Here is a 14,717-nt window from a genome sequence, read left to right as displayed (position 1 = left end):
CTCCGTCAGCGCACCGACTCCCCCATGTTGCTGCACGATCTCATAACAATGTGACGGGCGGGCGGCGTTGAGGCAAATCGCCCCTGCCACCGCCCATGGCGGTGGTCACCGTCACCTCTTGCGGACCCACGGCACCCAGTCGCTCTCGTACCTTGCCCCGGTGTCCCGGTTGACCATGGTGACCTTCGCCTGGGCGCCGTCGTAGAACCCGTACGCCGTCCAGTACTGGGTCGTCTTCGGGTCGATCGTGAACGTTCCGTCGCCGCCGAACCTGCCGTAGTACGGGCTCGGGTTGTGCGCGGGGCCGTTGCTGCGGAAGTTCCACGTCACCGCATAGCGGCCCTGCGGCAGGTTCTGATACTTCACCCCGGCGAAGTTGCAGCCGTTGGCGCAGTTGCCCCACTGGTTCCGGTACGTCGTGTACGCGCCCTCCACTGGCGTCACCGCCGACTTGGGCGGTGCGGGGGCGGCACCCGTCTTGTAGTTGTCGGCCGCCGAGGTCTTGCATTCACCACCTTCGACGCAGACCTTCACGGTGGCGCTGCCGGAGTCGCCGTAGCCGACGTCGTGCACGGCGCTGTCGCCCTTGGTCTCGGTGGTGGGAAAGGTCTGGTCGGCGAAGTTCTTGTTGGTGGAGTCGATCGACAGGGTGATGCCGGTGACCTTGCGGCCGTTGCCGCCGCCGGGCATCTCCCAGCTGAACTGGATGCGGTTGGGGCCGGAACCCTTGGGCCAGCTGTGCTGGATCGTCGGGGTGTTGAGCGGGTTGTAGACCGTCACCGACCTGGCGTCGGACGGGGCGCCGTCCTGCCGCTGGGCACGCCCGCCGACCACCCTGATGCGCACCTGTTTGGTGCCGCTGGTCATGTTCGAGATGGTGGCGCTGGTGCCGGAGCCGTCGACGGTCAACGGCTGCCAGCCACCGCCGTCCAGCGAGTACTGGTAGCCGCCGCCGGTCTGTCCGTTCATCGTCGGGGCGCTCCAGCCGAGCGTGATGGCGTTGGCGCCGCCGCTGGCACTGGTCAGCTTCGGCGCGCCGGGATTGGCGTACGGCGTTTCGTCGGCCGACCGCGGTTCGCCGGTGCCCGCGGCGTTCTTGGGTGCGACCTGCACCGTCACCTGCTGGCCGTCGGGCAGGCCGGTGATGGTCGCCGAGGCGCCCTGCACGGTCTGCGTCGGGTGCCCGGGAACCGTCACCAGGTAGCCGGTGACCTTGCTGCCGCCGTTGTCGGCGGGCGCATTCCAGTTCGCCACCAGCCGGCCGGGCGCGGCGTCGGGGTCGAGGGTGAGGTTCTCCACCGGTCCGGACGTCCCGTACGGGGTGACCGGGTCAGCGGCCACCGGCTCGCTGCACTCTTCGCCCTTGTCGCCGGACTGGCACACCGAAACTGTCGGTGTCACCGGCTGGCCGTTGGGGGCGTCGACCGTTGCCTGCCTGGCGGCCGGGTCGGTGATGGTCTGCGACGCCGGCAGCCCGGCGATGGTGAACGACTGCACGGGCAGCCCGGTGTCGGCCGGGTCGCCCCAGCTGACCTTCACCTTGCCGCGCTCTCCGGTGGGTTTGGCGGTGACGCCGGTGAGCTTGGACGGGAACCGGGTCGGCAACACTTGGTCGGACGTCGCCGCCGGCCCGTCGCCCTGACTGTTCTTCGGCGTCACCTTGACGCTGAACGCCTGTCCGACCTCGACGGCGAAGTCGGCGCTGAGCGGGTCGCCAGGGTTGACGATGACCGGATCGCCCGCCGGTTGCCCGTCGGAGTCCAGCCGCTGCGCGGTGTAGGTGATGGCGTCGTCGCCGTTGCCGTCGGCGGCCTTCCAGGTGGCGGTGGCGCTGTTGCTGGCACCGGCGTCCCGCGGGCTGGTGGCGATGGTGACGGCCGAGGGCGCACCCGGCTTGGCGGCGGGCGTGCCGTCGACGGTGGCTGGGTCGGAGGTTTTGTCGACGCTGTTCACCGCCACCACCGTGACGGTGTAGGCCTGGCCGTTGGTCAGCCCGGTGAGCTGGTGCGAGGTAGCGGCGGCGTCGACGCTGACGGTCGCCTGGCCGCCGTCCGCCGGGGTGATGGACAGCCGGTAGCCGACGATCGGCGCGCCCTTGGTGGTGGCCTTGGTCCAGCTCACGTCGAGCCGGCGGTCGCCGGCCTTGTAGGCGAGATTGCCCGGCTGCCCCGGCGCCACATCGGGGACGATCGCCGCGCTCGGATCGGATTTCGGGCCCTCGCCGGAGTCGTTGCTGGCCGACACCGTGAAGGTGTACTTCTCGCCGTTGGTCAACCCGCTGATGGTGCACTGCACGGTGCTGCCGGCGCTCGGTTCGCACGGCCATGTCCGGCCCGCGGCGTAGACGGTGTACTGCTTGATGGCGCTGCCGTTCTCGTCGGGCTTGCTGAAGCTGATGGTGGCGGCGCCGGCGTCCACCGATTCCTGTTGCGGCGCAGACGGTTTGCCCGGCGCACCGCGCACAACGACGGTCAAGGTGCCGGTGGCGGCGCGGGCCGGGTCGCCGGTGGCGTCCTGCACGGTGTAGTCCAGCGAGTAGGTGCCGACGCTGGCCGAAGTGACGGTCGCGACCTTGCCGGCGTCGTCGAGGGAGGCCTGCATGCCCTTCTGCGGCTGGCCAAGCGCGGTCACCTTCAGCCCCTTGCGGAACGGGTCGACGGCGCCCTTGAGCAGGTCGACCTGCTGCGGTTGACCGGCCTCGAGGGTGACGCTCTGGCCGGGCACGTACACCGGGGGTAGGGTGCTGCGGGTCACCGTCACCGGGATGGTGAGCACCTTCGACTGGGCGTCGGGCGCCTTGGGGGCGCTGACGGTGAACTGCACCTGCTGGTTGGTGCCGGGCGCGGCGTCGGGGGCCGCCTTGACCAGCACGCTGCCGGCATCGGGCTGGCTGACCGTCAGGCCGGGCACGGCGGGGTTGTCCACCGGGCTGAAGCGCAGCTGGTCGCCGGTGGTGCCGACGACGGTGACCAGGTCGGCCAGCGTGAGCCGGCGCTGTTCACCCGGCTGCAGTTCGACCGGAAGTTGGTTCGGCGTCAGCTCGACGGCCGGCCGTGGCGGCGCGCTGGGAGCGGTCGGGCTGGTGACGGGCGGCACGGTCGAGGCGGGCGGTGCGGCCGGGCCGGTCGGCCCGGTGGGCCCGGCGGTGGGCGGGGCAACCGTGCCGGCACCGGTGCCTGGGCTGCTGCCGCCGGTACGGGTACCGGCGGCGGAGGGGGTGCCGGCACCCTGCGTCCCGTTCTGGCCGCCGGCGGTGGTCGCCGGCGCCGAGCCCGCGGTGCCAGCACCGGTTCCGGCGCCGGTGGTCGGTGCCGCGGTGGCCTGCCCGCCGGTGGTCTGGGCGCCGCCGGTGGCGGTGCCGGCCCCTGCGCTGCCGGACGGCGGCGCGGTGCTGCCGACCGCCTGGGCGGCGCGCCGCTGCGGGGCGGCGGTGCTGCGGTCGGGGCGGCCGGTACTGGGGGCACCGGTGGCGGTGCCGGACTGCGGCGCCGACCCGGCCTGCTCGGCGGCGTCGAGCGGATTGCCCGGCCGCAGCTGCTGCGCCGCGGCCGGTGGCTCGGTGGTCACCTTGGGCAGCGCGGACGCCGGCGGGATCACCACGAAGGAGGTGGCGGCCTGACCGGCGTCGCCGGCACTCACCCGATACGGCAGCACCTGCCGCTTGTCGGTGATCGGCGCGGTGAAGGCACGTTTGCCCGCCGGCTGCAGCGGATTGCTGCCGGACGGCAGCGGGGCGGCGGCCAGTCGCAGGGTGTCGCGGTCGCCGCCGGGCAGGTCGACGGCACCGGCCAGATTCACGGTCGCGGCCGCACCGCGGACGTCGGCCGCTGTCACGTAGACGTCGCGGGCGGTCGGTTGCGGGGCCGGGGCCGACGCGCTGGCGCTCACCTGCAGGTAGCCGGACGAGGTGGCCTGCCGCGAGTTCTTGACGGTGTAGCTGAACACCCCGACGGCGCCGTCCTTCCCGGTCAGCTGCACCCGGCCGTCCGGACGCACGGTGGCGGTGATGCCGGAGCCCGCCGACTGCGGTTTCGGCATACCCACCAGCTCGACCGGCAGCCCGGCCGGGTCGGTCACCTGAGCCGCAATGTCGTACACCGCAGGGGTTTTCGACGAGATGGTGGTGTGCAGATTCTCGGTGAGCGGGGCCGCGACGGTACTCGGCGGGGGCATCACCACCACCTGCACCTGGCCGCTGACCGCCTTGCCCGCTGAGTTCACCGCGCGGTAGCGCACGGTGTCGGTGCCGGCTCGCGGCCCGGCCCGGTATCGCAGCGTGGTGGGTCCGGCGGCGTCGGCGGAACCGAGCTGCGGGCGGTCCACCGAGGTGAGCCAGAGCGGATCGCCGCTGGGGTCCAGGTCGGCCAGCGGCAACGCCACCGTGCCGGCGGAGTCGGTGTACAGCCGCAGGGCCGCGTCGGCCGGCTTGCCGAGTTGCTCACTGCCGCCGCGGCTGCCGGTGACGGTGATGGTGACCGGCGCGGTGGCGGTGCCGCCGGCGCCGATGACCCCGACCGGGACGGTGAAGGTGCCGGGCCGCGTCCCGGCCCGGTAACCCAGCCCGGTGCCGGTGGCGACCAGCATCCCGGGAATCGGACGGCCCTGGGTGTCGGTGGCCGGCGGGGTCTGCACGGTCAGCGGCTTGCCGTTGGGTTCGGTGGCGAACTGCGCTGCCGGGATGCTGAGCATGCCGCCGGGGGCCACCCTGGCGCTGAGCGGCCGTACCAGCGGTTTCGCGGCCGGAGCCGCCTGCTCGGTGGCGACCAGCCTGATGGTGCCGGTCGCGGTGTGCTGGCCGTCGGTGCCGGTGTACTTCACCAGCAGTCCCTCGGCCGGCAGCGGCGCCGCCGCCGAGAACACGCCAACCGACCCGGCCACAACGGCGGCCTTCACCGGAGCCCCCGCCGGCACCTCGATCGATTGCACCGCAACGGTTTTCCCTACCGGCGAGGTGAGCACACCGGACAGGTCGGCCGTCACGGACGAGCCGTCCACCGGCAGGTACACGTCGCGGCTGCCGGCGACCGGCCGGCCGTCGGACGTGCCTGTGCCGTCGGCGGTGTCGGCACCGACATCGACCCGCAGCCGGCCGTCGGTCTCGCCGCCGACGCCGGCCACCCGATAGCTGAAGTAGTAGCTGCCGGCCCGCTCCGGTCGCACCGTGACGGTGCCGGAAAGCTGGTCGGTCTCGGCAGGCACCGCATGTGGAGACACCGCGTCGGCATTACCGCCCGCAGCGGCGCTGTCCGGCGTCACCGACACCAGCCGCGGCGCCGACGAGTCCGGCATCCGCACCTTGTCGAGCAGGTCGATGCGCGTGGACCGGCCCACCTGCGCGGTGGCGAACACCGGCGCCGCCTCGGGGACGGCCTTGGCCGGCGCCACCACCTGCACCTGCACGGTGCCACGGACCGGTTCGCTGTCGCCGGAGGTGACCTGGACCTCGACGGTGCGCAGCCCCGGTTCGGCACCGGCGGCGACGGCGATCCGCAGCCGGCCGTCCGACCATTTGGCCGGGATGCTGATGTCGGCGGACTGCGGGTCGGCGGCCAGCAGCCGCAGCGGGTCGCCGCTGGTCGAGGTGAACCCGGCCAGCCCGTTGGCGGTGACGGTGCTGCCCGGCGTTGCCCTGACGATCGGGCTGCTTGCCTGCCGGGCCGGTCGCGATTTCTCTTTGCTGCCAAGCACTCTCACCTTGACCGCCGCGGTGCGGCGGGTGGTGCCGTCGCCGGCGACCTCGTAGCTGAAGGCCGGTGCCGCACCCGAGGCGTCGTCCCTTGCGGTGATCAGCAGCTGCTGGCCGCCGAACTTCTGTACCCGCAGCATCCTGGTGTCGACGTTGCCGATCCCGACGATGGTGGGGACGGTGCAGGCGTCCACGTCGTCGTTGGCGAGCACATCGAGCAGGTAGCTGCCGCCGGCGCGCAGGGTGAGCTGATCGTCGACGCCGCGCGGCACGGTGGCGCCGGCCTTACGGCAGTCGACCTTCGGCTGGTCGCCGGAGCCGACGGCGTCGCCGGCGCCGTTCTTGTCGGTCTGCTGCTGCCCGGCGGTGACGGCGCCGCGCAGCTCCGGCCATGAGTCGACCACCTCGGAGGCGTCCGCCGTCCAGACCTTGCCGCTGCGGACGTCGTTGAGTACCACCACGGTGCCGTTCACCCGGAACACCGGGGTCAGCTGGGCGTCGGCCTTCGGATCCACCTTGGGCAGCCGGCGGGCCACCGGATCGCGGCCGGCGCAGGCGGCAAGGTACGACGTCGCGCCGGTGCCCCAGGCCGCGTAGCTGCAGCCGGCCAGCCGCACCGGCGCGGCCGGAACACCTTGCGGCGCAGTGCTTCCCGCGCCAGGCGTGGTGTGGCCGAGCGCGTTGGGTTGGCCGCCGTCGAGCGGTAGCTGCCAGAGCGTGCTGCTGGTGCTCAGCAGCACGGCGGGGTCGTCCGGCCCGCTCTGTTGCAGGGCGAGCCCGGCGCCGGCGCCGGGCGCCGCGGCGGGTTCGGCGAGCAGCTGCGCCGGCAGCGGCAAGGCGCGGACCGCGGGCCCCGCGGTGCCCGAGCCAGGGGTGATCACCAGCAGTCGTTGGTGCGCAGGGTCGAGCGCCACCCCGGTGTCGCCGACCGCGGCCACCGTCACCCCGCCGGCCGGCGTCCTGGCGGCACCAGCGGGCGCGGCCGGGACGGTGAGCCGCTGCGGGCGGCCGGCGCCCTCCGGCCCGGTCGGCACCACCGTGACGGCGCCGGCGTCGGGGGAAACGGCGAACACCGTGCCGGACTCCCCCACGGCCACCCGGGATCCGGCCGGAACCGCGGCGGTCGGTGCCACCGAACCGAGCTGGCCGCGGCCGAGCTGGTTCAGCGGCCGCACCCACAGCGCGTCCTTCTTGGCGTCCGCGACGGCCAGCACCCCGGAGCCGGGAGTCTTGCCGGTGGCGTGGGTGCCGCCGATGGCCAGCGCGGCGCCGACGGGCACGCCGGTGTTGCCGCGGAGTTCGGCGTAGACGGGGTCGACGGTCTTGACGTAGCCGGTCTGCGAGTTCGCCACCAGCACGGTCTGCCCGTCCTGGTACAGCTGGTCGAAGTCGTTGTCGCCGACCACGACGCCGCTCTCCAGGTCACGGCTGGTCAGGTTGACCCTGGCGAGCATGCCGTCGGAGCCGCTGCTGACCCAGATGGGCCGGTCGGCCATGTCGGTCTTGGCGGCGGGGTAGCCGGTATCTTGCGCGACGGCGACCACCACACCGGCGCAGGCCAGCGCGGCGGCGGTCACGATGAGCAGGGGGCGGGGTAGCCGGATCATGGTGTGCTCGAATCAGCAGCCGCGTGCGGTTTCTCGAAGCCGACCGATCAGCACGCGGGGCGGCGTCGCTACAACGACTGATCCAGCAGCGGCAGGTCTTCCGGCGTCACCAGCCGGGACGCCACCGCATGCTCCACCAGCCGGGCCCGCCGGTTGGTGGCCAGCTGGCCGGGACCGCCGCGCAGGCCACGGACCCCGCGCCGGTCGAGCTTGTCGCACACGTTGTCGAGTTTGCGGTTGAATCGGGTCATCTCCCAACCGAGTCGGGCGGCGGCCTCCTTCGACGACGGCATTGCCGACGTCCCGGTGCCGTCGCGGCGCAGCAGCGGTTCCGCCAGCGCCACGATCACCGCCTTTTGCGAGTCGGTGAGTGCCACCGGCCCGATGGTGGTTTCCCCCGAGGTACTGCCGTCGACAGGTTCGACGACCTGGAAGGCCGGCTCGCTGCCGACCAGGGTGAGCTCGTACGTTGTCGGTCCCGCGGTGAACAGCACCGTGGTGTTGGCGAACACCAGCGGCAGCCGCGCCCCCGGCGCCAGGAAGGCCTGCACCGACCCGGCGGCATCGCTGACCGTCGCGGACAACTGACTGCCGGTATTGGTCAGCCACCAGAGCCCGTCGCCGTAGGCCACCTGCAGGAAGTGCCGGTGCAGGTAGGGATTGTCGTCGATCTGCAGGTCGCCGCCGCGGCCGATGGTGAAGGGCTTGTCCTGGTCGAGCTTGGACCACTCGCCGCAGAACTCGATGTGCATCGCGGTGGCTCCCGCAGCGCCGGCGGTTGCCGGGGCGGCCTGGTCGCCGCCGGCCGGTTCGCCGGTGGCCGGTCCGCCGGCGGGCGTCACCGCATCCTGCTGGTGGTCCATGGACACCCGGATGTCACCCTTCGCCCGCGAGGCCGTTGAACCCCGAACTACCGTTTCGGTCATCTGACCTATCTTCCCTCACGAGCACCTGTGCTCCGTCTCGGATGCTGTACCCGCCTTGCTCACTGCCTGTAGGTACAGGCAGGCGCTCGGCTTGGGGACCGTCACCGTAGTGTCCCGGATAGTTTTGTACCCGCCATCGGGCGAAGTGCTCCATCGGTAGAAGTCCCCATCGGCGAAGCCCTTCGGCGGCGCCCAGCTGAAAACGCTCTTGCCGTCCACCACCTTGACCGCCACCTTCGGTGCCGGCAGCACATCCATCGGGCCCTGCGGCGACATGCTCGGCAGCGCCGGCCCGGACGGGGGCGGAGCCGGGTCGTCACCGCCGTTCAGCGCCAACACCGCGACGACGGCGGCGACCGCCAGCACCGCAGCACCGCCCAGCCAGCCGAGCAGCGAGCTGGAACGACGCGCGGGCTGGGCCGGCGGAGGCGCCGAGAATTGTTGCGCGGCAACGACTGTGCCCGGGCCGGACCAGCCCGCGGCCGCGCCGCCCTGGCCCCCTTGGGGTGGCGCGAACCCGCCACCGCCGCCGGCGGCGGCCGTCCCCGGGTTGGCGAACTGCGGAACGCCGGACTGCTTGGCACCGGCCGCAGGCGCCTGCGGATGGATGACGGTCAGCGCCCGCACCCTGGTGGCGGGAGTGTCCCCCAGCTCCTCGGCGGCGTGCTGCGGATCCTCGTCAAGCACATCGATCGGCGTCGGCGACAACCGCAGCGACGCCTCCACCTGCTGCAGCGCCCTGGCGAAATCGAGCGCGGTGGCGAACCTGGCGCCGCGGTTGCGGTCCATGCCGCGGGTGATCACCCGCTCCAGCGCGTCCGGAATGTCGTCCCGGCCGATCGGCGGCAGCGGCGCGGTCCGGATCCGGTTCATCAGATCGGCCGAGGTGTTCGGCCCGCCGGGCCGGTCGAACGGCGACCGGCTGGCCAGCACCGTGTACAGGGTGGCGGCCAGCGAGTAGATGTCGGCGCGCTCGTCGCCGCCGTGCTCGGTGAACACCTCCGGTGCCGACCACGGGATGCTCATGCCGACCGAACCCGATTCGCCCGAGGGCCGTCCGGCCGGGCCGCGGACGCTGGCGCTCTGCACCGAGATGCCGAAGTCGCTGAGGACCGGATGACCGAAATCGGTGGTCAACACGTTGGCCGGCTTGATGTCTCTGTGCAGAATGCCGGCGCGATGCGCGGTCTCCACGGCGCCGGCCAGCCGGATACCGACCCGCAGCACCTCGGCGGCACCGAGCCGCTCCGACCGGTACCTGGCCGCCAGGTTGGGGCGCGAGCAATGCTCCATCACCAAGTACGGCCGGCCGTCGCGGGAGATTCCGGCCTGGTGGATGGTGACGATCGCCGGGTGGGTCGACAGCGCCGCCATCAGGTTGGCCTCGGCGTCGAACTGAGCGAGCAGTTCGGCGTCGGCGGCGCCCGGCAGCAGCACCTTGACGGCGACCGAACGGCGCGGCAACTGCTGCTCGTACAGGTACACGTCGGCGAAACCGCCGGAGCCGAGCAGTTTGCTGACGGTGTAGCCGGGTAGATCGGGCGGTGGTGCCGGGGGGCGGCGGCTCATCGACGCCACCGAGATCGCTGACGGCTCAACGCATGTCCCGCTGATCGCCGGGTTCGCGAACCTGCACGGTGACCCCGTCGCCCAGATCGATCTCCCAGCCCGGCTCCACCACGATCGCCTGGCCGGGGTGCAGCAGCTGGTCCGGCCGGTCCGGCGCCCGCACCACCGTTCCGTTGGTGGACTTCAGATCGGCCACCACCACGTGCCAGTCTTCGGCGCGCACCTCGACGTGGCTGCGCGAAATGTCTTGGTGCGGACTGGGAACGGTGACCAGCTGCGCCCCGTTACCGAGCGCGGCGGGGGCCCGGCCGATCACCACCGGCGCCTGCACAGCCACCCGCTGCCCGGTGGACAGCGCCAGGTCGGCCAGCACCGGCCTTTCGACCGGCTCCGGCCGGGTGTTCGCGATCGCCGCACCGCAGACCCGGCAGCTGGTGCTGAGCGGCGGGTTGGCATGACGACTGGCACACACCACCGCGTACACCTCGCCGGGTCCGAGCTCGACCGCGTCGTAGCTGTCGGTGATGTCGGGGTTGCCGGCACCCGGGTCGGAGCCGTTGCCCGCCGTGCCCGCCGCCAGGTCCGACGCCAGCTGCGAGAAGCCCACCTGGGTGTGGCCGTCGTGGTCGCCTTCCGGTTGCGGCGCAGGGGTTTTCGACAGGTCGGGGGTGTTCTGAGCGTTCTGGGGCCCGGCCGGCGGCAGCGTCGTCGCGATCGGCACGAACGGCGGCGGGGCGAACTGCGGCACCGACAGCGGCGGGAACGGGTTCGCCCGCGACATGTCCGGCGCCCGGCTCGCCGCGGGGCTCGCCGCCGGTGGCGCACCGGTGCTGGCATTGTGGTCGGCGCCGGCGTTGTCGTCGGGATCGGCCGGCAGGTCCTGCGTCGCGTCCGGATCTGGCTGCGGCGGGGGCTGCCGGCCGGCGAGCGCCGCCAGCGCCGCTGCCGCCGGGGCGGGCAGCTGCACCGGCATGGAGCCGGTGCGCTCGGCCTCAGACTCCTGCGCCGGCGCTGGCTCCGTTTCCGGCTCCTGCACGGGCTCGTCGGCAGTTGCCGGGTTCGCTGCGCTTCCCGGGTCTGCCGCTGGTTCTGGGTTCGCCGTTATTTCCGGGTTCGCTGCGCTCCCCGAGTCGACCGCTGGTTCCGGGTTCGCTGCGCTCCCCGGGCCTTCCGTTGGCTCTGGGTTCGCTGCGCTCCCCAGGTCTGCCGCTGGCTCTGGGTTCGCTGCGCTCCCCGAGTCGACCGCTCCTTCTAGATTCGCCGGTGTTTCCGGGTTCGCTTCGCTCCCCGGGTCCTCCGCGCCTTCTAGATTCGCCGTTGGTTTCGGGTTCGCTGCGCTCCCCGGGTCTGCTGCTGGTTCCGTAGCCTGCTCCGGCTGCGCTGGCTGCTCCGGTTGCGCTGGCTGTGCTGGTCGCGGCTGGGGGACGTCCCTGCGCAGCTGCCAGCACACCTGCCCGGCCCTGACCACACCGGTCGGCATCGGCAGCAGCTCGTCCGGCAGCGGCAGCGCGTCGGCGGACCCAGCGTCGGCGGGCGCCGGATCGGACGTCCCAGCGACGGCCGGCCCGAGGCGCACCAGCGCGGCGTCCGGCACCAGCTGCTCGCGCCAGCTGAGCAACCCGGCGGAATCGACCAGCACGTCACCGCCGTCGGCCGTGCGGACCGTCGCGGCAGCACCGGACTGCACCAGCAGCCGCACCGCGTCGTCGTCCTCGCGGCAGACCACCGTCACCGGGCGGTCGGTGCCGAGGACCCCGTCGGTGTACAGCAGCCCGATCAGCTCGGTGGCGTCGGCGCCGGCGCGGACCGCCGGCCACCACCGCAACGCGTCGGCCGGGTCACCGGCCAACAGCACCAACGCCCGCGGGCCGGCGACCAACCACTGGTCACCGGCCAGGTAGCCGACCTGCGAGATCGGATCCGTCGATCCGTCCGATGTACTCACCTACTGCTCCCTCTGCTTGCCGGTACCGGAAGCGCCGCCCACGGCATCGGCAAGGTGCTCTCGATGTCTTCCTCGAGAGGCTCGACAGGTAGCTCCCGTGGCCGGGTGTCTTCCGATGCGGCGGCGCCTGGCACTGCCAGTACATCAACCACCACCACCGTGACATTGTCACGGCCCCCGGCCCGCACCGCAGCAAGAACCAGCGCATCGGCCGCCAACTGCGGGTCGATCTGGCTTGCCAGCACGCTGTGGATCTGCGCCTCGGTGAGCTCGTTGGTGAGCCCATCCGAACACAACAGCAGCCGCTCACCCTCGCGGATCGGCAGCTGGAAGAAGTCCGGGTGGCTGTCGCCCACCAGGCCGATCGCCCTGGTGATGACGTGCCGCTGCGGATGCGTGCGCATCCCGGCCCGGTCGAGCTCGCCGGAATCCACCAGCTCCTGCACCACCGAATGATCCGTGGTGATCTGCTGCATGGTGCCCTGGTAGCAGGCGTAGGCGCGGGAGTCGCCGATGTTGAACGCCAGCCAGCGCCCCGGCTCGGCCACCAGCCCGACGACGGTGGCGCCGCCACCGCTGCCCTGCCTGATGCTGCGCCCGGCGCGGCGCACCCGTTGCGTCACCCACTCGCGGTCGCGGGGGTCGGCGGAGGTGTGGGCGCCGGCGAACTCGTCGATCACGGTGCGGGCCGCCACGTCTCCGGCCCGGTGCCCACCCATGCCGTCGGACACCACGAAGACGTCGGGAAGCGCCAACATGGCGTCCTCGTTGACCCGCCGCACCCGCCCCCGGTTGGTGGCACTGCCCCAGTTCACTTGCCCCGCTCGCACGCACTCACCCTCGGGTCCGGTCCCGACCACCGACATGTTCCGACCAACCTAGGGGCGGCGTCGAACCGGCTGCGATGGGGACCGGTGCCCATCGGCGCTGCGCACGCTGACCGGCCGGTCAGACCGATTTGCGGCGGAAGGTGCGGGTGGCCTTGTGATTCTCGGTGGCGTCGTTGACCTTTGCCCCGGAGTCCAGGTGGTTGCCGTGGCTCTGCCCGCCGGCCTGCTTGCGGGCCAGCGCTGCCGCCATCGCGTCCTTGGTCGACTTGCTCACCGGCGAGCCGCCCTCCGCGTCGGCGGCGCCGGCATCGGCGCTGTGCTGCTGCGGTTTCGGCTGCGACGGCATTCCCGTTCTCCTGACGTCTGGTGCCTGGCCGGCTGCTCGTGCGGCGCCGGCCCGGCTTCGGTCGTTGGGCCCCCATCATCACCCGGCCGCGGCTGGGCTGTCACGTTGATAACCCGTTCGCGCCCGACCCTCGCTGTGGAGCGGCCGCCGGCAATGGCAGGCTGGAGTCAGCCGCACACCAGCGCCGGTTCCGGCTACCCGCCGGGCGCGTTGGTGCCGAGACAGCGGCCCGACCTGGGGAGGCCACCACATGCCGACGGACACCACAACGAGCGCACCGCAACAGCTGCGGAACTTCTACGCCGGCGACTGGCACGCCGGCGCCGATGCCGGGATGGACGTCGTCGATCCGGCGACGGCGCAGGTGTACACCCATGCGCCGCTCTCCAGGCAGGCCGAGGTCGACGCCGCCTACAGCGCCGCCGCGAAGGCCTTCGACACCTGGGGGCACACCACCCCGGCCGAGCGCCAACTGGCGTTGCTGAAAATCGCCGACACGCTCGAGGCCAGGGCCGACGAGTTCGTCGCCGCGGAATCCCGCAACACCGGAAAACCGTTGGGGCTCACCGCGTCCGAAGAGCTGCCCCCGGCCGTCGACCAGCTGCGGTTCTTCGCCGGCGCCGCTAGGGTGCTCGAGGGCAAGTCGGCCGGCGAGTACATGGCCGGCTTCACCTCGTACACCCGCCGCGAACCGATCGGGGTGGTCGGCCAGGTGACACCGTGGAACTACCCGCTGATGATGGCGATCTGGAAGATCGCCCCGGCGCTGGCCGCCGGGAACACCGTTGTGCTCAAGCCGGCGGAAACCACCCCGGAGACCACCCTGCTGTTGGCCGAGTTGGCTGCCGAGTTTTTGCCGGAGGGCACCTTCAACGTGGTGACCGGCGACCGGGAGACCGGCGCGATGGTGGTCTCGCACCCCGCGGCCAAGCTGGTGTCGATCACCGGGTCGGTGCGGGCCGGCATGCAGGTGGCGCAGGCCGCAGCGGCCGACCTGAAGCGGGTGCATTTGGAACTCGGCGGCAAGGCGCCGGTGCTGGTCTTCGACGACGCCGACGTGGTCGCGGCCGCCGCCGCGATCACCGAGGCCGGCTACTTCAACGCCGGGCAGGATTGCACGGCGGCCACCAGGGTGCTGGCCGCCCCGGGCGTGCACGACGAGTTGGTCGCGGCGCTGGCCGAGCAGGCCCGCGGCACCGTCACCGGGCCGCCGTCCGATCCGGACGCCGCCTACGGGCCGCTGAACTCGGCGGCACAGCTGGAGAAGGTGTCCGGTTTCGTGGATCGGTTGCCGGACAACGCTTCCGTCGAGGCCGGCGGCAGCCGGCCGGACGGCCCTGGCTTTTTCTATTCCCCCACCGTTGTTTCCGGGCTGCGCAGCGGCGACGAGGCGGTGACCGACGAGATCTTCGGGCCGGTGATCACCGTGCAGAAGATGGTGGAGGGGTCCGCCGGCAGCTCGGCTGAGGAGGTGGAGGCGCAGGCCATCCGGCAGGCCAACGACACCCGGTACGGGCTGGCGTCTTCGGTCTGGACGGCCGACCACGGCCGGGCCCTGCGGGTGTCGAACGCCCTGAACTTCGGCTGCGTGTGGATCAACACCCACATTCCGCTGGTCGCAGAGATGCCGCACGGCGGCTTCGGGCACTCCGGGTACGGCAAAGACCTGTCGATGTACTCGCTGGAGGACTACACCAGGGTCAAGCACGTGATGAGCGCGCTGTAACGCCGGCCGGCTTCCCGGCACCGAACACTCAGACCCGATCGATAGGCTCACCCGGCACCCCGTCCGGGGACCAACCGAGGAA

The 14,717-nt window shown here is 72.3% G+C and carries 7 protein-coding genes; 1 reads left to right on the top strand and 6 read right to left on the bottom strand.

Going from position 1 to position 14,717, the window contains the following annotated elements; translation table 11 throughout:
* Window positions 1–111: 111 nt before the first annotated feature.
* The 6 genes from HKD39_RS20450 to HKD39_RS09635 all read right to left on the bottom strand — a co-directional run bounded on the left by HKD39_RS20450 (window position 112) and on the right by HKD39_RS09635 (window position 12,909).
* Window positions 112–7,263, bottom strand: a complete 7,152-nt coding sequence (locus HKD39_RS20450) for a fibronectin type III domain-containing protein (protein WP_171199649.1) — start codon at window positions 7,261–7,263, stop codon at window positions 112–114.
* A 98-nt stretch (window positions 7,264–7,361) separates the two neighbouring features.
* Complete coding sequence (locus HKD39_RS09655; RefSeq protein WP_171199731.1) at window positions 7,362–8,045, bottom strand: FHA domain-containing protein; 684 nt, start codon at window positions 8,043–8,045, stop codon at window positions 7,362–7,364.
* Between the two features lie 189 nt (window positions 8,046–8,234).
* Window positions 8,235–9,788, bottom strand: coding sequence for a serine/threonine-protein kinase (locus HKD39_RS09650; protein WP_171199648.1), 1,554 nt, complete (start codon window positions 9,786–9,788; stop codon window positions 8,235–8,237).
* Window positions 9,789–9,813: 25 nt separating this feature from the next.
* Entirely contained in the window at window positions 9,814–11,733 is a 1,920-nt protein-coding gene (locus tag HKD39_RS20445; RefSeq protein ID WP_171199647.1) for an FHA domain-containing protein, read from the bottom strand.
* A complete protein-coding gene (locus HKD39_RS09640) occupies window positions 11,730–12,563 on the bottom strand; it encodes a protein phosphatase 2C domain-containing protein (protein WP_171199646.1) in 834 nt (277 codons plus the stop codon). Before HKD39_RS09640 ends, HKD39_RS20445 begins: the two co-directional genes overlap by 4 nt.
* Before the next feature lie 118 nt (window positions 12,564–12,681).
* The gene (locus HKD39_RS09635; RefSeq protein WP_171199645.1) at window positions 12,682–12,909 is read right to left on the bottom strand and encodes a DUF5302 domain-containing protein; all 228 of its coding nucleotides are present in this window, start codon (window positions 12,907–12,909) and stop codon (window positions 12,682–12,684) included.
* Window positions 12,910–13,159: 250 nt separating this feature from the next.
* Between HKD39_RS09635 and HKD39_RS09630 the strand changes: the two genes are divergently transcribed.
* A complete protein-coding gene (locus HKD39_RS09630) occupies window positions 13,160–14,635 on the top strand; it encodes an aminobutyraldehyde dehydrogenase (protein ID WP_171199644.1) in 1,476 nt (491 codons plus the stop codon).
* Window positions 14,636–14,717: the final 82 nt, after the last annotated feature.

This window comes from Nakamurella aerolata (assembly GCF_013002705.1).
Lineage (GTDB): Bacteria > Actinomycetota > Actinomycetes > Mycobacteriales > Nakamurellaceae > Nakamurella > Nakamurella aerolata.
The sequence above is the reverse complement of the archived record's forward strand: the minus strand, read 5'-3'. Positions and strand labels throughout refer to the sequence as shown.